Annotated in this window: 10 protein-coding genes; all 10 read left to right on the top strand. The window is 47.4% G+C overall.

Translation table 11 applies throughout. The annotated features are described in order from the left end of the window. Positions 1-161 precede the first annotated feature (161 nt). The 10 genes from ACO6VG_RS11785 to ACO6VG_RS11740 all read left to right on the top strand — a co-directional run bounded on the left by ACO6VG_RS11785 (position 162) and on the right by ACO6VG_RS11740 (position 21,223). Positions 162-1,403, top strand: a complete 1,242-nt coding sequence (locus ACO6VG_RS11785) for a hypothetical protein (RefSeq protein ID WP_422474041.1) — start codon at positions 162-164, stop codon at positions 1,401-1,403. Positions 1,404-1,655: 252 nt separating this feature from the next. After that, entirely contained in the window at positions 1,656-2,867 is a 1,212-nt protein-coding gene (locus ACO6VG_RS11780) for a hypothetical protein (RefSeq protein WP_422137158.1), read from the top strand. A gap of 344 nt (positions 2,868-3,211) precedes the next feature. Beyond that, the gene (locus ACO6VG_RS11775; protein ID WP_422474039.1) at positions 3,212-4,969 is read left to right on the top strand and encodes a hypothetical protein; all 1,758 of its coding nucleotides are present in this window, start codon (positions 3,212-3,214) and stop codon (positions 4,967-4,969) included. A 156-nt stretch (positions 4,970-5,125) separates the two neighbouring features. Further along, positions 5,126-8,023, top strand: a complete 2,898-nt coding sequence (locus ACO6VG_RS11770; RefSeq protein ID WP_422474037.1) for a hypothetical protein — start codon at positions 5,126-5,128, stop codon at positions 8,021-8,023. 101 nt (positions 8,024-8,124) lie between these two features. After that, positions 8,125-10,101, top strand: coding sequence for a hypothetical protein (locus ACO6VG_RS11765; RefSeq protein WP_422474035.1), 1,977 nt, complete (start codon positions 8,125-8,127; stop codon positions 10,099-10,101). A gap of 660 nt (positions 10,102-10,761) precedes the next feature. After that, positions 10,762-12,738 (top strand): hypothetical protein, encoded by a 1,977-nt coding sequence (locus ACO6VG_RS11760; protein ID WP_422474033.1) that lies wholly within the window; start codon positions 10,762-10,764, stop codon positions 12,736-12,738. A 161-nt stretch (positions 12,739-12,899) separates the two neighbouring features. Next, complete coding sequence (locus ACO6VG_RS11755; RefSeq protein ID WP_422132445.1) at positions 12,900-14,702, top strand: hypothetical protein; 1,803 nt, start codon at positions 12,900-12,902, stop codon at positions 14,700-14,702. A gap of 294 nt (positions 14,703-14,996) precedes the next feature. Beyond that, positions 14,997-17,108, top strand: a complete 2,112-nt coding sequence (locus ACO6VG_RS11750) for a hypothetical protein (protein ID WP_422474031.1) — start codon at positions 14,997-14,999, stop codon at positions 17,106-17,108. Positions 17,109-17,242: 134 nt separating this feature from the next. Continuing rightward, a complete protein-coding gene (locus ACO6VG_RS11745) occupies positions 17,243-19,294 on the top strand; it encodes a hypothetical protein (RefSeq protein WP_422132443.1) in 2,052 nt (683 codons plus the stop codon). 129 nt (positions 19,295-19,423) lie between these two features. Then, positions 19,424-21,223, top strand: a complete 1,800-nt coding sequence (locus ACO6VG_RS11740) for a hypothetical protein (RefSeq protein WP_422474029.1) — start codon at positions 19,424-19,426, stop codon at positions 21,221-21,223. Positions 21,224-21,253 lie beyond the last annotated feature (30 nt).

Genomic DNA, 21,253 nt, shown 5'->3' with positions numbered 1-21,253 from the left:
CAAAATGAGAAGCCACAGACGACAATGAACCTGTGACGTGACCACAGCCCGGGGGCTCAGCAGCCAGCGATAGAGTTTTTTTAACAAATGGTCTTTATTAGAAAAAACACCTGTTTTTCTGGTCTACACTTCTTCGCTTTAAATCAAAATGTAAGAAAAAAGTGATTGTAAACCCAATTTTTACGGCCCTGCTGTTACTCTTGTTATTATCCGTCACCTGCCGGGCTCAAGCATTAACAGAACGTTATATTGTCGAGCTTCAACAAAATACAGATTCTCCAGACAAAAGCTTTTCTAACCAACAGCACTACCCGCGTACATTGCCGAAAAACCCTTCAATCATTACCAAAATAAACAACTATGAAGGATCAGATTCCCCGGCAAATAACATACCACCCGGACCCTGCGGATACGGACTACATACGGCCATCATTGAGTCGATTTCGTGGCATGTGCTCTACGCTACCCATGCACTGGTTGCCTACGATCTGACCCTGACGACCAAAGACGTCTATATAAATTCCAACACCTATTCATGGCTACCGTTTATCGTTGTCGGCTTGCTGTTAAGCAGCTATTGGAATCCCGATTCCCCCATGTTTAATCCGGTTGGACAACAAGAATTGAGTCAGGATTATCCGTTTGTGATCAATACAATGATGCTTAGCCCCGGAGATAACCAACAACAAGGCCAACTGTCAGAATCATCCACCCAGCAAGCCTCAGGGACAACGACACGGCTTAGAGGCATTATCAGCAGCCGCCAGCATTCTGACTCTGGTGGCGGTGACGGAGAACCTCAACAAAACCAGCATACTCTGGGTTTAAATTGTTTCGCGAATAACTGTAATGGCGTTTGTAAATTCCGACAATCTGGAGCAAGACCGAAAACAAGGTCAAGGCTCTACAGGAACTCAGAGCCACAGAGCTTACCTTCTGAAAAAGTCGGGTTCTCCTTTTCGCTAACCCAGACACTTTCACCATCCCCGGGAGCGTCTTCAGAAACACAACCAATAACAACACAAACGACGGAATTATCCCAACTGGATCACAGCCGCAGGGAAAGCCCGCAGGAAGCCCGAGCCAGTATAACGCCCCCTCCCGTATCGAGGCTGTGGAAAAGATTCTGCGCTGCTTTGGGTCGGAACCAACCTGACTTTTCCCAAACGGGCACCGTAAAAGCTGCGTCGGGTAACCAGAAAAGATACAGGACCGAACCGGAAACCTGTGACTTGCCCGAAGATCAACGCCCGAGGCCATGCAGACGTCTTTGCAAGAATGCTCGTCAGCTGAGCAAGCAAACAAGAATAGTGCATCTTCGAATACCTGTTGGTGCAAACCGGGGACTTAGGCCTCCTGATGTAAATCAAAATCATCCAACCCCAAAAAGAGCAAGAGGATAAGTTTTGCAACACCCTCTTTCATGAGGGTAATATGTTTTGCTTGGCAGTCCGGAAACACCAAAGGACACAAGACTTCTAACTAAGTGACCGAAGTCATCCATCTAACCATCGAATGGCTCATGATTACACTCTCAGGGCCCAGCAATCGATACAGCTGCATTTTAATGAGTTTTTAGCAATTTTTTTTGTCAGAAAACACGCTTATTTTCTTGGTCTATACTTCTTCCCTTCAAACCAGGATGTAAGAATAAAGTGATTAAGAACCCTCTATTTGCGGCACTGCTGTTGCTGTCTGTCACCTGCCGGGCTCAGGTATTAACAGAACGTTATATTGTCGAGATTAAACAAAATACTGGCTCTCCAGACGGAAGTTTTTCTATCAAACAGCATGACCTGCACAAATTACCGCTCCCCCCTTCAACCACTACTAACATCAACGTTCATCCAGTCCGGGACTCTCAGGCAAATGACACAGCATTCGGGCTCAGCGTTTACGGGCTGAAAACGGTTATTATTGAGTCGATTTCGTGGCATTTGCTTTACACCACTCCTCTGCTGGTTGCTTACGAACTGTTCCTGACCACCCGTGACGCCCCTCAAAGCCCCAAAACTTATTCGCGACTACCTGTGGAAGCGTTTATCGCTGTCGGCTGGCTTTTAAACAGTTATTCGAACTTCGACTCACCGATGTTTAACACGATTGGACAACAGCAGGCGAGTCAGGATTACCCGTTCGTGATCAACACTATGATGCTCAGCCCGACAGATAACCAACAGCATGACCAGCGGTCAAAATCATCCAGCCAGCCAGCTTCAGGAACAAGCACCCGGCTTATGGGCACTTTCTCCAGTCACGAGCATTATGTCTCTAGCGGCCGCAAAAGAGACCCTGAACTGGACCAACACACTTTTGGTTTAAATTGTTTCGCAAATGACTGTAATGGCGTTTGTCAATTCCGACAAGCAGAAGCAAGACCGGGAAAAAGGTCAAGGCTCAATGAGGACTTCGATCGACAGTCCACCCCTTGCAATGAGTTAACGCCCCCCTTCCCGCCAGGAACTTCAGAAACACAACAAATAACAACAGATACTACAAAATCATCCCCATTGGGTCAGAGCCAACCTCATTTTTCCAAAACAGGCACAATACAAACCCTGTCAGAAGACGAAGGTCTAGCGGATGACGATCCTCTGTCCGATGACAACCCCATTTCGGATGACGATCCTCTGTCCAATGACGATCACCTTTCGGATGACGGTCCACTTTCAGATGAAGAACCTCTGTCGGATGATGAATCCCTGTTGGATGATGAATCCCTGTCGGAAGACGAGAGCGATTACTACTTTGATCCACCAACCTGTGGGATATTGGTGCGCAGGGACGGCCAGTTGGAGATATGCGGGAAGGTCTGCATGCCTTTTGAATCCCTGTCGGAACACAAAAGTACTCACCGAAGACGTTAGCCTTTTGATATGGACGCGTAGGATAGCCTCGGTCCTAATCTGACCCCACTCTGTCGAGAATGTCGCAAAAGTACTGCGCTGATGCCGGTTAAAAAGGTAGCCCAGGCTTGCTCGCTTATCTTTTGCGACTTTCTTCAGCCTGGGAACCTATAGTCTATCTGAAGTTGTAGAGCGAGATTTTCTTAGGGGTATGCATTCCTACTCGGAATAAGTGAACGAGATGCTGGAGTTTTAGGATACCCTCTTTTTTCATAAGGTGGTCTAACCTTCTTCTCTATAGACAGGAATGCAAGTACAGAATCATTAACCAGTCACTCGTTACAGCACAGCTATTGCTGCTACTGTTGTCTGTAATCTGTCAGCCCGAACTGTGGACAGGATGTTTTACCGTTGAGCCTGAACAGAATGAAAACTTTCCAAACCACAGCTTTTCTATAAAGTGTGATCAGCCTGCAGTGCCTGGAAAGCGATCAGGCATTGCCAGTGCAGACACCTGTTCGGGATCAGCTTCACCGTCTAATGACAAGCGGCACAGACATGACGGTAACGAAGCAACAATGATCCTTATCGATTCGATTTCGTCGCAAAGATTTTATTCTACTAACCTGCTGGTTGCTTACGAACTGACCCTGGCCTCTGAGGACGCCGCTCTGAGTGCCAGCCCCTATTCATGGCTACCTTTAGACGTGGTTGTCGCTGTCGGCTGGCTTTTAAAAAGTTATTGGAGCCCCGGTTCACCCCTGTTAAACACGATGGAACAACAGGGGGCATCTATGTTGTCACAGGTAGATCACGCTTTTTCAGTCATTACTGTGATGTTTAACTCTGGACATAACCAACAAGAAGGCCAACCATCAGAATCATCCTGCCAACAAGCCCCTGAAGCCAACAACCGGCCTACTGGCTCTCTCGCCAAGCCACTGCATTCTGACTTTGGTGACGGTAGCCAGAGCCCTGGACAAAACCAGCATACTTTAAGCCTGAATTGTTTCGTTCATCCCTGTTATGGCGTTTGTAAACTCCGACAAGCATCCGAAAACGCAGAGGCTGCTGAATGGCTGCTGGACATCGAAGAAAATTTGACAAACTACACTGAAAAAACACCCAAACAAAGCTCATGCACTCATTTAGCCGATGGATACTGCTTTAGTTGCATGGATTATTTTGATCCTGTAGAACCGGGACAAACCATGCCTTTAAAAACATTTAATAATCTCGCTGACATCCAATTCCAATGTAACTCTGGTCAACTGTTTCAAACGTCTGGCTCTGATAGCAACCCAGACAATAGCTGCAATCCTATAGAATCAATGAATACAGTAGCACCTGAGAACACTCTATCCGGAATAACACATTGCCATCAAGCCCTCTCCTGTGACGTCAAAGTGGTCGGGGAAGATGGGATGCAGTCGTGCGGGAAGATTTTCAAGAATGTTCGAACCCTTTCAATTCACAAAAAGAGATACCACACCGGACAAAAACGCTGTAATACAATTGTCGTCAGTAAAGATGGCCTGCAGCAGCCATGCGGGAGGCTATTGAAGAATGTTCAAGCTCTGTCAACTCACAAACAGAGATACCATACCGGACAAAAAAACTGTAATAGAACTGTCGTCGGGAATGATGGCCATCAAAAGCCATGCGGGATAGCTTTCAAGAATGCTCAAGCCCTGGCAGATCACAAAAGAAAAGTACATACCGGACAACAAATCTGTAACTTAATCGTGGTCAGGGAGGATGGCCTGCAGCAGCCATGCGGAAGGGTCTGCAAGAGTTCCAGAGCCCTGTCGGATCACAGAAGCATGCACCACACCAGCCACAGAACATGTAGTGTCATTGTGTTCAGGGAAGATGGCCTTCAGCGGCCATGCGGAAAGATCTGCAGGAGTAAAAAATCTCTGTCAGATCACAAAAGAAGTGTCCATAGCGGGCAAAAAACCTGTGACGTGATAGAAGTCGGAGAAGATGAACGTTCGTCGCCATGCGGAAAAATTTGCAGGAGTACCATAACCCTGGAGCATCATAAAAGAAAACATCGAAAACGCCAGCCTGCCAGTGTGGTCCGGAACAAACCTGAGCCCTCAAAAAGTCACATTGAATAAGTAAAAATCTAATCTGTCTCCCGCCGTTACCGGGCTGTCACAAAACTCTGGTTCCCATGCTCAGGAGGGTGGTCTACTCTTCCTCTCTGTACACCAGAAAGCAAGGATAGAATTATTACACACTCACTCTTTGCGACACCTCTGCTACTTATGCTGATGTTGCCTGTCGTCTGCCAGGCCGAAGCGTTAACAAGACGTTTCATTTTTGAGCTTGCACAGGATGCAAGCTCTTCAAACGCGATTTTTTCTATACAGCGTGACCTGCCTGTATTACCGGTCAAAACGTTAGACATTGTCGACACAAATGACTACGCAGGGTCAGATTCACCATCGAATAAAAAACGACAGGGACTACTCTTTACGACACTGATGTTGGCGCTGTTGTTGTCTGTTACCTGTCAGGCAGATGCGTTGGCAAGACGTTTTGTTGTCAAACCCGGACAGGTTGCAGGCTTGCCAAATAAGAGCTTTTCTATAAATCCTGACCGACAGACATTGTCCGACAACCCGACAGAGATCGATCTTGAAAACGGCTATGCAGCCTCAGATTCTCCACCTGATGACAAACGACACAGAGCTGATGGTTACAGAGTAAAAACGCCCCTTATTGAGTTGATTTCGTGGCAATTGCCTGACCTCAGGCATCTTCTGGTTGCTTACGAACTGATCCTGACAATTAACACCACAACTCTCAGACCCAAACATTATTCCGGACTACCTGTCGAAGTGGGTGTCGCTCTCGGCTGGCTTTTCAAAAGCTATTGGAACCCCGATTCACTACTTTTTAATCCTATCAGACAACATTTTTTATCTATATTGAAACGGGGGGAAAACCTGTTCCAGATCATCACTGTGATGTATGGCTCTGGATATGACCCAGCAAAAAACCCGTCATCAGGATCATCCAGACAGCAAACCCTGAAAACCCATACCCACACTACAGGCACTTTCACTAGCCTCTTGAATCATGGGTATAGTGACGGTGACGAAGGCCCTGAACAAGACCAACATACATTGGGTTTAAATTGTTTCATCTACCCCTGCCATGGCGTTTGTAGATTCAGACCATCATTTGATAGCAGAGAGCCCGCTGAAAAGGCTTTGAATCCCGAAGAAAGATCGACAGACTACAAAGGAGAAACACCCAGACAAAGCTCATGCTCTCATTTAGCCAATGGATACTGTTTTAGTTGTCTGGATCACACTAATTCTCTAAACATTTCATGTTCACAACAAAACACATTTCCAGAAACAAGGGATTATTTCCCTGGCATTCAAAGCCAATACACTTCCAGCCAGCTATCAGAGCCAGTGACCCATGACATTGATAACAACTGTTCAAACGATGTCGCTATAGGCGAGGCCGACTTTACTTTGATCAGTGCAGTAGCCGACTTTAAAAATGTCGCTAACGAGCCACTCGGTGACGAAGTATCAATGCTCAGTAATTTGTCTTTCACCACTGATAATTTTGCGGTCATGAATGAGTCAGTCAGTTTTGAAAGTCGTCTCGAAGAAATCGGGATTTCCTTTACACAAACCCAGACGGGCACAGTACAAACTTCTTCAGTATCTGACAATGTCCAGATAGAAACGGCATATTCTCAAGAAACTCAGTCGGTTCAAAAAAGCAAATACCACAACGGGCTAGTCTGTGACTACAAAATAGCTGGAGAGGATGGCCAGCCGCGACTCTGCGGAAGAGTCTACAAGAATACCAAGGCCCTGACGTGTCACAGAAGCAAATACCACAGCGGGAAAAAATTCTGTGACATGATCGTGGTCGGGGAAGATGGCCAGCAAAGACCATGCTGGAAAGCCTTTATGAATGCTCAAGCTCTGTCGAATCACAAGAACAGAGAGCACACCGGACCACAAATCTGTGACGTGACTGTCGTCGGCGAGGATGGCCAGCTGCGGCCATGCGGGAAGGCCAGTAAGAATATTCATGCCCTGTCGAGTCACAAAAACGAATACCACAACGGCCAGCAACAAATCTGTGACATTATCGTGGTCGGGGAGGATGGCCAGCAGAGGCCATGCAGGAAAGCCTGCAAGAATGCTAAAGCCCTGTCGAGTCACAGGAACAGATACCACACCGGACCACAAATCTGTGAGGTGACTATCGTCGGGGAGGATGGCCAGCAGCGGCAATGCGGGAAGGCCTGCAAGAATATTCTTGCCCTGTTGACGCACAAAAGCGGATACCATACCGGCCAGCAAACCTGCGATGTATCCGTGTTCGGTGAAGATGGCCAGCGACAGCCATGCGGGAAGGTCTGCAATAGTGCTGTGGCCCTGACACGCCACAAAAACAAATGCCACACCAGGACAAGAACCTGTGACATGCCCGTGATCGGGGAAGATGGCCAACAAAGGCCATGCGGAAAGTTCTGTGTGAATAATCTTGTATTTGCGTATCACAAAACCGCATACCACTCCGGGCAGTCAACCTGTGAAGAAATCGTAATCGGGGAAGATAGACAGCAGCGGCCATGCGGGAAGGTCTTTAGCAATGTTAAATGCCTGTCATCTCACAAAATCAGATATCACGGCAGGGAACAAACCTGTGATGTGGTAGTCGTCTCAGAGGCTGGTCAGACGCAGCGCTGTGGGAAGGTCTGCCCCCATCCTATAGCCCTGCGGTATCACAAACAAAATCACGGCAAACAAAAAAGCTGTAACCTGACCGTGATCGGGAAAGATGGCCAGCAGCGGCCATGCGGGAAGGTCTGTAAGAATGCTAAATGTCTGTCATCTCACAAAAGCAGATACCACAAAGGGGAAAAAACCTGTGACGTGCCAGTCGTCTCAAAGGATGGCCAGGCGCAGCCGTGTGGGAGGGTCTGCATCAATAATCAAGCTCTGAAGAATCACAAAAGAAGAGACCACGGAGAGAAACAAACCTGTTACCTGACATTGGTCGGGGAAGATGGCCAGAAAAGGCCATGCGGTGTGGTCTGCAAGAATGCTTCATCCATGTATGAACACATGAGAAGGCATCGAAAACGCAAACATGTTGATGTGGACCAGAACAATGAACTCCGTCCCTGAACTGACAACCACCCTTTCATGAAGTGATCTATCATTCATTCTTTAAACCATCAGGCAAGGATAGAATTATTAAACATTCACTCTTTGCGGTAACGCTTCTAATGCTACTGTCATTATCTGTCTTCAGTCAGACCGAGCCTGGAACAGGACGTTTTATTGTCAGGATTGAACGGACAGCAGGTTATCAAAAACAAAACTTTTCTATAAAGCCTGACCGTCGCGCATTGTCGGGCACACCGTCAGACATTGCCGACACAATCAGCTTCGCAGGATCAGATTCGCTGCTTGATGACAAAGGAGACAGATTGGGTACTCACGGAGTAAAAACGCCCCATATCGAATCAATTTCCTGGCAACTGCTTTACGTCACGAATCTGCTGGCTTCTTTCGAGCCGATCCAGACCACCAAAGACGTCCTTCAAAGCCCTTATTCTCATCTATGTCTACCTGTAGAAATAGTTATCGCTGTCAGCTGGCTTTTAAAAGGCTGTTGGCCCCCTGATTCATCATTGTTTAACCCGATTGAACCACTGATCGAACAACAAGAAGCGAGTCAAAACCAGCCGTTTATGATCACCACTGTGATGATTGGCCCCGAACATCAGCAACAACAAAGTCAGCCATCAGATTCAACCCGCCAACAGTCTTCGGGTACGACCATTCCTTATAAAGGCTCTTTCACTCCTCCCATGAATTCTGGCTCTGGTGATGGTGAAGAAAATCCTCAACAACACTCACATACTTTCGGTTTCAATTGTTTCACCAATCCCTGTCATGGTATTTGTCTATTCCGACCATCATCCGATAATGGAGAACCCGATGAGTGGCTAGTGAATTCCATAGCAAAATCATGCCCCCATTTGGCTGGTGGAAATTGCTTTAGTTGCATAGATCATTTTCATTCTCAAAACACCAAAGACTCCCGGGAAAGTTCGCATTTCGGAACACTGGATGATCTTTTTGACATTCAGCATCATTACGACTTTGATCTGCTATTTGAGCTACCTACTCATGACACTGGCAGCCACTTTGCCAATAGCTGCAACCCTGAACAATCAGCAATTGCAGGGGACAATCATACAACGGCCCCTGACAGGCAAAAAATCTGCGACGCGATCGTGACTGGGAAAGATGGTCGGCAGCAGCCATGCCAGAAGGTCTGCAAGAATGCTCGAATTCTGTCATCTCACAAAGCCAGGGCGCACAATGGGCAAAGAACCTGCGAGGTAACAGTGTTCGGGAAAGATGGCCAGCCGCAGCCATGCGGGAAGGTCCTCAAAAATACTCAATCTCTTTCATCCCACAAAAACAGATACCACTCAGGGCAGAAGACCTGTGACGTATACGTGATCGGCGAGGATGGCCAGAAGCGGCCATGCGGGACGAACTGCAAGAACGCTCAAGTCCTGACGATTCACAAAAAACAACATCACACCGGACAACAAACCTGTAGCGTGTTGGTGGAGGGGATGAATAAGCAGCTGCAACAATGCGGGACGATCTGCTTGAATGCTCAGGCCCTGCAGATGCACAAAAGCAATCATCACTCCGAGCAAAAAACATGTAGGGTATTCATGGTTGGGGAGGACGGTCAGACGCGGTCATGCGGTAAGATCTTCAAGAATAATCGAGACCTGTGTAATCACAAAAAAAAAGATCACTCCAAGCAACAAACCTGTGACTTGACAGTGCAAGGGAAGAATGGCCAGCCGCAGCCATGCGGAAAAGTCTGTAAGAATGCCAAAGCCCTGACGGATCACAAAAGCAGAGGCCACAGCGGGCAACAAACCTGTGCCACAAAAGTGATCGGGAAAGATGGTCAAGCTCATCCATGTGGGAAGATCTGCAAGAATGCTCGTGTCCTCAGATATCACAAATTAAGCGCCCACACCAGCCAACAAACCTGTGAAGTAAAGGTAGTTGGGGAGAATGGTGAGCCGCAGCCATGCGGAAAAGTCTGCAAAAATGCCAAAGCTCTGACGGATCACAAAAGAAGACACCGTAAACGCAAACGTGCTGATGTCGATCAGGAGGATAAACTCGATCCCCGAACTGATACCCATATTTTCGTAAAATGATTTATCCTCTCTGTCTAATGAGTCGATTTCTCGGCAGTTGTTTTAAACCCTCTGTACTCTGGCTCTGGTGGCAGTAATGGAGGTCCTCAGGAACTCCTGCATGCAATGGGTTTATTGCTAATGTCCGGGAGTTTGCTCTCCAGCATAGATGATTTTGCAGACGTTAATCAGCTGCACGATTTAAATAGTCTTCTTGAAGAAATCTGGATTTCCATTACGCTTAACCATTCAGAAGCACAACCGAATCGTCACATTTGGGTCAGAGCCAACCTCATCTTTCTTGGGCTGACGCATTAAAGGTTTCGATAGGTGACAGTAATTGGAAAGGATGGCAGGCTGCGGCCATGGGGGACGATCGGTAAGAACCCTCGTGGTCCGGGGTGGTAGCTTTAATCCCTGGTCTGACCACCGCACCTTCATGAGGAAGACACAAAAAAATACTTATTTTCCTGACCTATCCTTCCTCTCTTTAAACCAGAAGACAAGGACGGAGTTATCAGACACTCACTCTCTGCGGCGCCGATTTTGCTGCTAATGTTGTCTGTCACTTCCCAGACCGAAATGTTGACAGACCGTTATAGTGTTGAACTTCAACAGCATGCAAGTTCTCCAAATCAGGGCTTTTCTATAAACTCTGTTACTAGTACACTGTCGTATTATATGTCAAACTTAGTCGATTTCAACGGCTATTCAACCTCAAGTTCGCCACCTGATGAAAAACGACACATATACACCACAAACCTGCTGGCTGCATGCAAACTGATCCTGACCATCAAAGAAGCTCCACAATACTCACCCTCTTATTCACGGTTTTCTGTAGAAGTGATTGTCGCTGTCGATTGGCTTTTAAAAAGCTATTGGAACTCCGACTCATCACTGTTTAAACCGATTGAGCACATGGCGTCTTTGACAATCATCACTGCAATGTTTGGCTCTGGACATAACACACCGCAATACCAGCCATCAGGATCATCTGGCCAGAGAGCCTCAAAGGCTGCTCGCCAGGACACAGATTATTCCACAAGTCTCTTATATTCTGGCTCTGGCAGCGGTAACGGCGGCCCTCAACAACACCTGCATACCATGGGTTTAAATTGTTACGTTTATCCTTGTCATGGTGTTTGTAGCTACCGACTCTCTGCTGATAGCAGAGAGTCAATTGAATGGCTGCCGAATTCTGATGTAAGTGCGACAGGCCACATGTGGGCAACTCCCCGACAGAGCTCATGTCCTCATATGCCCAGTGGCTACTGCCATCACTGTGTAAGCCATTTTAACCCTGTTAACGCTAAAGATTCCGCACAAAGATCGCTTATCGAACTATGGAATGATTTTTCTGACGTTCAACCCACCCTCTATTCTGGCCAACCATTTGAGTCTAATTCGCATGGCATTGGTTTCAACCCAGACGGGTCACTGAATAATGAAGTACCAATGCACAGGAATTTGCTCTCCAGCGTTGATAATTATGCGGCCATTGACAGACTTCCCGAGACAGATAGTTTTCTTGAAGAAGCCGGAATGTCCATTACGCTTAACCATTCGGCAACAGAACAAAAAAACACCGGATCACCCCAATTGAGTCAGAACCAACCTCACCTTTCTCAGACAGATGCATTACGAGTCCAGGTAGCAGAGAACGACTGCACTGGGCAGACAACTTGTGACGAGATCGTGTTCGAGGAGGATGGCCAGCAGCGACTATGCGGGAGGGCCTACAAGAATTACAAGTCTCTGGCATCTCACAAAAGCAGAATCCACACCGGGCAAAAAAACTGTTACATGGTTGTGGTCAATAAAGATGGCCAAACACAACCATGTGGGAAGGTCTTTAAGAATGCCGGCGCCCTGGCATGTCACAAAAACAGATACCACAACACGAAGCAAACCAGTATTGTTACTGTGATCGGGGAGGATGGCCAGCACCAGCTATGCGGCAAGCTCTACCCAACTGCCCACGCCATTTCGATTCACAAAAGAAGAGTCGAAAGGAAAAGAAATACCTGTAATGTGGCCCTGGTTTCAGAAGATGGCCTGCAGCGGCCGTGCGGGATGCTCTTCAAGAATGTTCAATCTCTGTCGGTTCACAAAAATAGATACCATACCGGGCAACAAGCCTGTGACGTGATCGTGGTCGGAGAGGGTGGCCTGCAGCGGCCATGCGGGATAGTCTGCAAAAATACTCTATCCCTGTCAGTTCACAAAAGTAGATACCACACCGGGCAAAAAACCTGTGACGTGACCATGATTGGAAAGAATGGCCTACAGCAACCGTGTGGGATGATCTTCAAGAATGCTCAATCTCTGTCGTCTCATAAAGGCAGAGCCCACAGTAAGCAAAAAAAAATTTGTGACGCGACCCTGGTCGGGGAAAATGGACTACAACGACAATGCGGGGTAGTCTGCAAAAATGCTCCATCTCTATCAGTACACAAAAGCAAATATCATCGCAGACAACAAACCTGTAACGAAATCGTGGTCGGGAAAAATGGCCAGCTGCGACCATACGGGAAATTATGCAAGAATGCTGGTGTCCTCCGGGATCACAAAAAAACACATCGAAAGCGCCAGTCTGTTGATGCGAATCAGGACAATGACTCCGATTCTCAAGAAGGCAAAGTAAACAAAGCAAAATGAATTAAATAACGATCTGATACTCATCCTCTCAAACACATTTATTTTCTTGATCTATCCTTCATCTCTGTGAACCATAATACAATGATAGAATTATTAAACACTCACTCTTTAAAACACTGCTGTTGTTACTTTCGCTATCTATCGTCTGTCAGGCAAAACCGTTGACAAGACGTACTGTTGTCGAGCTTGGACAAGATGCAGACTTTCCAAACCAGAGCTTTTCTATAAAGCTTAAGCTGAACACGTTGCCGGGTAGCCCTTCAGTCATTGCTGACAATAACAGCTATGAAAGACCAGATTCGCCGCCTGATAATAATCGACAAGAATCGTTCGGTTACGAAATAAAAACGGCCATCATTAACTTGAGTTCCTGGCAGTTGCTTTACGCTACTCACCTTCTGGTTGCGTTCGAACCGATCCTTACCACCAAAGACGCTCCTCCATGCGCCACCCCTTATTCATGGCTACTTGTAGAAGTGGTCATCACTGTCAACTGGCTTCTAAAGAACTATTGGAATCGCGACTTATTGCAGTTTAAGCCGATTAAACACCCAGCGACGTCTGCAGCCATCACTGCGATGTTTAGCCCAGGACACAATCCATCACAAACTCAACAATCAGAATCGTCCTGCCGGAAGCCCTCAAAGGCAGCTACCCACGCCAAAGGCTATTTCAATAGACTGCTATATTTTGGCTCTGCCGACGGTAACGGAGACCCAAAACAACAACTGCATACTATGGCTTTCAGTTGCTACGTCTATCCTTGTCATGGTGTTTGTAAATACAATCCATCTTACGCAACGACACTCGAACAAAGCTCATGCCCTCATCTGACCAGTGAATACTGCTATAGTTGCGTAAGTCATGTTAAACCTGTTAACGCTACAAATATCGAACAAGAATCGCTTTTCGAACTATGGAATGATCATTCTTACATTCAGCCCCTATTCGATTTTGACCAACTATCCGAGCCAAATCTGCATGACATTGATGTCAACCCGACCGAACCACCCGACCACGAATTACCAATGCCCGGGAGTCTGCTCTCCGGCATCGATAATTTCGCAAACAATAATCGGCCATTCTGTGTAAATAGTTTTCTCAAAGGTATAAGTATTCCCGTTAGGGTTAACCATTCAGAAACACAACAAAAAACCACCGAATCATCCCAATCGGATCAGAACCATCCTCATCTTTCTCAGACAGACGCAATCCAGTTGCAGCCAGCAATTAACGACCACACCAGGCAGATAGCTTGTAACGTGACCGTGGTTGAGGAGGGTAACCAGCCGCGACCATGCGGTGTAGTCTGCAAGAATGTCAAAGCTCTGAGATGTCACAAAAGCAAGTACCACACCGGGCAAAAAACCTGTGACATAACAGAGGTTGGGCAGGATGGCCTGAAGCGGCATTGCGGGACGGTCTGCAAGAATGCTCAATCCTTGTCGTCTCATAAAAGGAGAGCCCACAACCAGCAAAAACAAACCTGTGAAATGGGCGTGATTGGGGAGGATGGTCTGACACGGCCATGCGGGAGAGTCTGCAAAAATGCGCCGTCTCTGGCGGTTCACAAAAGCAGATACCATACCGGGCAACAAATTTGTGATGCAGCCGTGGTCGGGGGGGATGGCCAACAGTGGCCATGCGCGATGATCTGCAAGAATGCTCAAACCCTGTCGGATCACAAAAGAAGAGACCATAGCAGGCAAAAAGCCTGTGGCATAATAATGGTTGGGGACAATGGCCAGTGGAATATATGCGGCAAAATCTACAACAATCCTTATGCTCTGTCGGCTCACAAAAGAAAATATCACCCCAGGCAAAAAACCTGTTACGTGAAAGTATTCGGGCAGGATGGCCTGTCGCAGAGATGCGGGTTGGTCTGCAGCAGTGCTCTGGCCCTGTCATATCACAAAAAAACACATCGAAAACGCAGCACTTTTAATATCAGTGACGACAAGTAACTCAGCCCCTGATCTGACACTCCCCATTCCATAAAGTTGTGCCCCTTACAGCCTTAGTTTTTTAATAGAGTTTTTTAACATAAGGTCTTTGACAGATAAACACTCTTGTTTTCTTGATCTATCCTTCCTCTCTGTAACCCGTAACACTAGGATAAAATTATTAAACACGCATCCCTTGTAACCCTGCACTTGCTGGTATTTTTCTTATCTGTCTTCTGTCAGGCTGAAACATTGACAAGACGTTTTATTGCCTTGCCTGAACAGGATACAGGTTTTCCAAATCAGAACTTTTCTATGAAAAATAACCGGCGTACTTTGTCAGGCAGCCCATCAGACATTGACGACACACCCAGCTACGCAGGATCTGATTCGCCGCAAGATCAAAAACGACACGAACCTGGCGGTTATAGAGTAAAAACGATAATCATTGAGTCGACTTCGTGGCAATGGTATTACGTCACTCATCTGCTGGTTGCTTTCGAACTGATCCAGACCAACAGAAACATCCCTCTAAGCTCTCACAGTTATTCATGGGTACCTGTAGAAGCGTTTTTCACGGTTGGTTGGCTTTTAAAAAGCTATTGGAACCACGGTTCACCGCTATTTAAACCAATTGAACAACAGGAGGCGACATCTGTGCTGACACAGGGGGATCAGTCGTTTGCGATCACCACCATGATGTCTGGCTCTGGACATCAACAACAAGGCCAGCCATCAGAATCATCTGTCCAGCAAGCTTCACATTTCTCCACCCTGCCTACAGACTATTTCACAGGTCTCATGTATTTTGACTCAAGCGGAGGCAGGGGGGGCTCTGGACTATACTCACACACCTTTGATCTAAATTGTTTCGTCCATCCATGTCGTGGCGTTTGTCACTTGCGATCATTACCCTTTCACCACTTATATTCTTTATACGGTTTTTTTGGTTTATCCGATTCATCTGACTCATCTGACTCATCTGACTCATCTGACTCATCTGACTCATCTGACTCATCTGACTCATCTGACTCATCTGACTCATCTGACTCATCTGACTCATCTGACTCATCCGATTCATCTGACTCATCTGACTCATCCGATTCATCTGACTTATCCGATAGCGAAGAGCTGAATTCCGAAGAAAGTTCGACAGGGCACGCAGAATATAATTGCAACTATATGGACGGGGTCGCATCACAGTCAGTAGATGCAGAGAAGAACGATAGAATTGGCCCTGCCGGGCAGGTCATCTGCAACCTGATAGTGGTTGGGGAGGACGGCCGACAGAAGCTATGCAGGAAAGTCTGTGAGAATACTCGATCCCTGTCGTCTCACAAAAGCATATACCACTCCGGGAATAAAATCTGTAACTTTACAGTGACCGGGAAGGATGGTCAGAAGCAGCCATGCGGGTCAGTCTTCAAGAATGCTAAATCTTTATCATCACACAAAAGCAGATATCACTCCGGACAGAAAATCTGTAAAGCGATCATTGTCGGGAAGGACAGTCAGAAGCGGCCATGCGGGGTTGTCCTCAAAAATGCTCAATCACTGTCTGTACACAAAAGCAGATACCACAGCGGCCAAAAAATCTGTAGGTTCACCGTGTTTGAGGCGAACAAGCAGCCGCGACCCTGTGGAAAACTCTGCAAGAATGCTAAGGCCCTCTGGGATCACAAAGGAAAATACCACTCCGGGCAAAAAACCTGTAACTCTAAATTGATCGGGGAGGATGGTCAGCAGAAACTGTGCCTGATGACCTTCAGAAATTCTAGAGTCCTGTTGGATCACAAAAACAGATACCACTCAGAGCAAAAAAGCTGTGACTTCACTGTGTTCGCAGAGGATGGCCAGCCACAGCCATGCGGGAAGATCTGCAAGAATACCAGAGTCCTGCTTGATCACAAAAGAAAAGAGCACACTGGACAAAAAACCTGCGACTTGACATGGGTCGGGGAGGATGGCCAGCCGCGTTCATGCGGGAAGCTATGCAAGAATGCTAAAGCCCTGTCGGATCACAAAAGCAAACAACACAGCAGGCAAAAAATCTGTGGCGTAACCATTTTCCCAGAGCACAGCCGACCTCGGGCATGCGGGAAGATCTGCAAGAGTTCTCAGGCCCTGTCAGCTCACAAAACCAGAGCCCACAGCGGGCAACGAACCTGTGACCGGACCGTGATCGGTGAAGATGCTCGTCCACGCCCGTGCGGAGAGGTCTGCAAGAGTTCCAGAGCCCTGTCAGATCACAAAAGAGACAAGCACACAGGGCAACAAACCTGTTACGCGACCGTGGTCGGAGAGGATGGTCGGCAGCGACCATGCGGGAAGGTATTCAAGAATGCTCGAACCCTTTCGAATCACAAAAGAATACACCGTAAACGCATGCCTGTTAATGTGAACCTGGACAATGACCTCATTCCTTGAACTGATAACCCCCCTCTTAGAGGGAAAGACAAAACAATAAACTTATTTCTTGATCTATCCTTCCTCTCTGTAAATCAGAAGACAGGGATAGAATTATTAAACACTCACTTTTTTTGGTACTGCTATTGCTGTCGTTGTCTGTCATCTGCCAGGCTAAGCCGTTAACAAGGTGCTTTGTTATCGAACTTGAACAGAATGCAGATTTTTCAAACCAGAACTTTTTTATAAAGCTTGACCGACGAACATTGTCAGACAACCCGTCTGACATTGCCGAGACTAATGGCTGTATAGAACCCGGTTCACCGCCTGATAAAAAACGACACAAACCTGACATTTACGGTATAAAGACGCCCCTGATTGAGTCGATTTCCTGGCAATGGCTATACGCTACGAATCTGCTGGTTGTTTATGAACTGATCCTGAACACCAAAGACACCTTTCAATGCCCAACCCTGTATTCATCGCTACCTCTGGAAGCGGCCATCACTGTCGGCTGGCTTTTAAAAAACTATTGGAACCTCGACTCACTGCGGTTTAACCCAATTGAACAACAAGAGGCGAATCAAAATCACCCGTTTGCCATTACCACTATGATGGCTGGCTCTAAACAGAATCAACCTCAATATCAGCCATCACAATTATCCGGTCAGCATACCCCAAAGGCCAGTACTCATATTACAGGCTATTTCACCAGCCTTCTGTATTCTGACTCTGGCAGTGGTAATGAAGACCCTCAACAATACCTGCACACTCTGGGTTTAAATTGTTTTATCTATCCCTGTAACGGTGTTTGTCGATTCCGACAATCTTCCGATCCGTCCAATAGCGTAAACGGGGTCGCCTCAGAATCAATGGTTGCAGGCGCAGCCGATACAACTCCCCCCGTCAGAAAGACAACCTGCAATGTGATCCTGATCGGAAACGATGGCCAGTTGCGACAATGTGGGAAGTTTTTAAAGAATAAAAAATCACTTTGGACTCACAAAAAAAAATGCCATACCGGGCAAGAAACCTGTGACGTAACATTATCAGGAGAAGATGACCAGCCGCGCCCCTGTGGAATGGTCTGCAGTAATGCCAAAAAATTGGCATCTCACAAAAAGAGATTCCATAGTGGGCAACAAACCTGTAACTTGACCGTGCTCGGGGAGAATGACCAGCTGCAGCCTTGCGGGAGGGTCTTCAAGAATACACAAACACTCTTATCTCACAGAAGGAACATCCATTCCGGGCGACAAACTTGTGAAATAACCATGGTCGGGGAGGATGGCCAGCCACAGCCTTGCGGGAAAGTCTACAAGAATATTCAAGCCCTGTCGTATCATAAAAGAAGCATACACAGCGGGCAACACATCTGTAATGAAAAGGTTGTCGGGAAGGATGGCCAGCCATGGCCGTGCGGGGAGATCTGCAAGAGTGCTCAAGCCCTGTCGAATCACAAAGCCAGATCCCACACCGGGCAAAAAACCTGTAACGTGGCCGTGGTCGGGGTGAATGGCCAGCTACAGCCTTGCGGGAAGGTCTTCAAGAATGGACGATCACTGTCATGTCACAGAAGGTGCATCCACAGCGGGCAAAAAACCTGTGACTTGACCGTGCCCGGGGAAAATGACCGACCACAACCATGCGGGACGCCCTGCAAGAATGCTCAGGCCCTTCGGGATCACAAAAGAAAAGCTCACACCGGACAACAAACCTGTGACTTGACCGTGCTCGGGGAGAATGACCAGCTGCAGCCTTGCGGGAAGGTCTTCAAGAATACACAATCACTGTCATCTCACAGAAGATGCCACCATTCCGGGCGACAAACTTGTGGAATAACCATGGTCGGGGATGATGGCAAGCCACGGCCTTGCGGGAAAGTCTACAAGAATATTCAAGCCCTGTCGTATCACAAAAGAAGCATGCACAGCGGGCAACTCATCTGTAATAAAAGCGTTGTCGGGGAGGATCGCCAGCCATGGCCGTGCGGGAAGACCTGCAAGAGTGCTCAAGCTCTGTCGGATCACAAAGCCAGATACCACACCGGGCAAAAAACCTGTAATGAGGCCGTGATCGGGGTGGATGGCCAAACATGGTCGTGCGGGAAAATCTGCAAGAGCGTCAGAGCACTGTCGGATCACAAAAGAATACATCGAAAACGCAAGCCCGTTGCTAATTACCGGAACAATGACCCCACTCATTGAACTGCCCCCTCTTTGATGAGGAAATCAACACACTTATTTTCTTGATCTATCCTTCCTCTCTGTAAATCAGAAGACAGGGATAGAATTATTAAACGTTCACTCTTTTCGGTATTGCTGTTGCTGTTGCTGTTGTTGTCTGTCATCTGCCATGCTAAGCCGTTAACAAGGTGCTTTGTTATCGAGCTTGAGCAGAATGCAGATTTTTCAAACCAGAACTTTTGTATAAAACTTGACCGACGAGCATTGTCAGACAACCCGTCTGACATTGCCGTTACTAGTGGCTGTATAGAACCCGGTTCACCGCCTGATAAAAAACGACAAAAACCTGACATTTACGGTATAAAAACGGTCCTGATTGAGCCGATTTCCTGGCAATGGCTATACGCTATGAATCTGCTGGTTGCTTATGAACTGATCTTGATCACCAAAGACACCTTTCAATGCCCAACCCTTTATTCATTGCTACCTCTGGAAGCGGCCGTCACCGTCGGCTGGCTTTTAACAAGCTATAGGATCGGCTCATCGCTGTTTAACCCAATTGAACAACAAGAGGCGAATCAAAATCACCCGGTTGCGATCACCACTATCATGGCTGGCGCTGAACATAATCAACCTCAATTTCAGCCATCACAATCATCCAGTCAGCATACCCCACAGGCCAGTACTCATATTACAGGCTATTTCACCAGCCTTCTGTATTCTGACTCTGGCGGCGGTAATGAAGACCCTCGACAATACCAGCATACTCTGGGTTTAAATTGTTTTATCTATCCCTGTAACGGTGTTTGTCGATTGCGACAATCTTCCGATCCGTCCAATAGCGTAAACGGGGTCGCCTCAGACGAGGTCGCCTCAGACGAGGTCGCCTCAGACGGGGTCGCCTCAGACGAGGTCGCCTCAGACGGGGTCGCCTCAGACGGGGTCGCCTCAGACTCGATGGCTGCAGGGGCAGTCGATACGACTCCCCTGGTCGGACAAACAACCTGCAACATAATCCTGATCGGAGATGATGGCCAGCTGCGACAATGTGGAAAGTTATTAAAGAATAAAAAAGTACTTTGGTCTCACAGAAGCAAATACCATACTGGGCAAAAAACCTGTGACCTAACATTATTCGGTGAAGATGGCCAGCCGCGCCGCTGCGGGAAGGTCTACAAAAGTGCTCAAGCCTTTTCTGAACATAAAAGCAGAATCCACAGTGGAAAAAAAACCTGTGATGTGACAGAAGTGTCGAAGGATGGTCAGCATCGACCATGCGGTAAGGTCTGCAAAAATTCCACAGCCCTGTCGAATCACAAAAGAATAGCTCACTCGGGACAACAAACCTGTGATGCCAACCTGGTTGGGGAGGATGGCCAGCTATACCCATGCGGGAAGCTCTGCAAGAATGCTAAAACCCTGTCGAATCACAGAAACCAATATCACACCGGGCAAAAAACCTGTGACGTAAAAGTCGTCGGAGACGATGGTCAGCCTCAGCCATGTGGAATGGTCTGTCAGAATGCTAAAGTTCTGTCGGATCACAAAAACAACTTCCACACCAGTCAACAAAGTTGTGATGCGAGCGTGGTTGGGGACGACGGCCAGCAACGGCTCTGCGGGAGGGTCTACGGGAGTGTTCGATCTCTGTCGGTTCATAAAAGCAACAGCCACACCGGACAAAAAACCTGTGCCGTAACAGTAATTGGTGAGGATGGCCAGCCAGGGCCGTGCGGATTGGTCTGCAAGAATCTTAAAGCCCTGTCGAATCACAAAGCCAGATATCACAGCAAGGAAAAAACCTGCAAGGAGACCGTGTTCGGGTTAGATAGTCAACCGCGGCCGTGCGGGAAAGCCTGCAAGAATGTCAAAGCCCTGTCGGACCACAAAAGACAACACCGTAAACGCAAGCCTGTTAGAGTGAACCGGGACAATGACCTCAGTCCTTGAACTGATAACCGCCCCCTTAATGGGAAAGAC

The sequence above is a fragment of the Endozoicomonas sp. ALB032 genome, from assembly GCF_049310125.1.
Classification (GTDB): Bacteria; Pseudomonadota; Gammaproteobacteria; order Pseudomonadales; family Endozoicomonadaceae; genus Endozoicomonas_A.
This window is presented reverse-complemented; position numbering and strand designations above follow the sequence as displayed.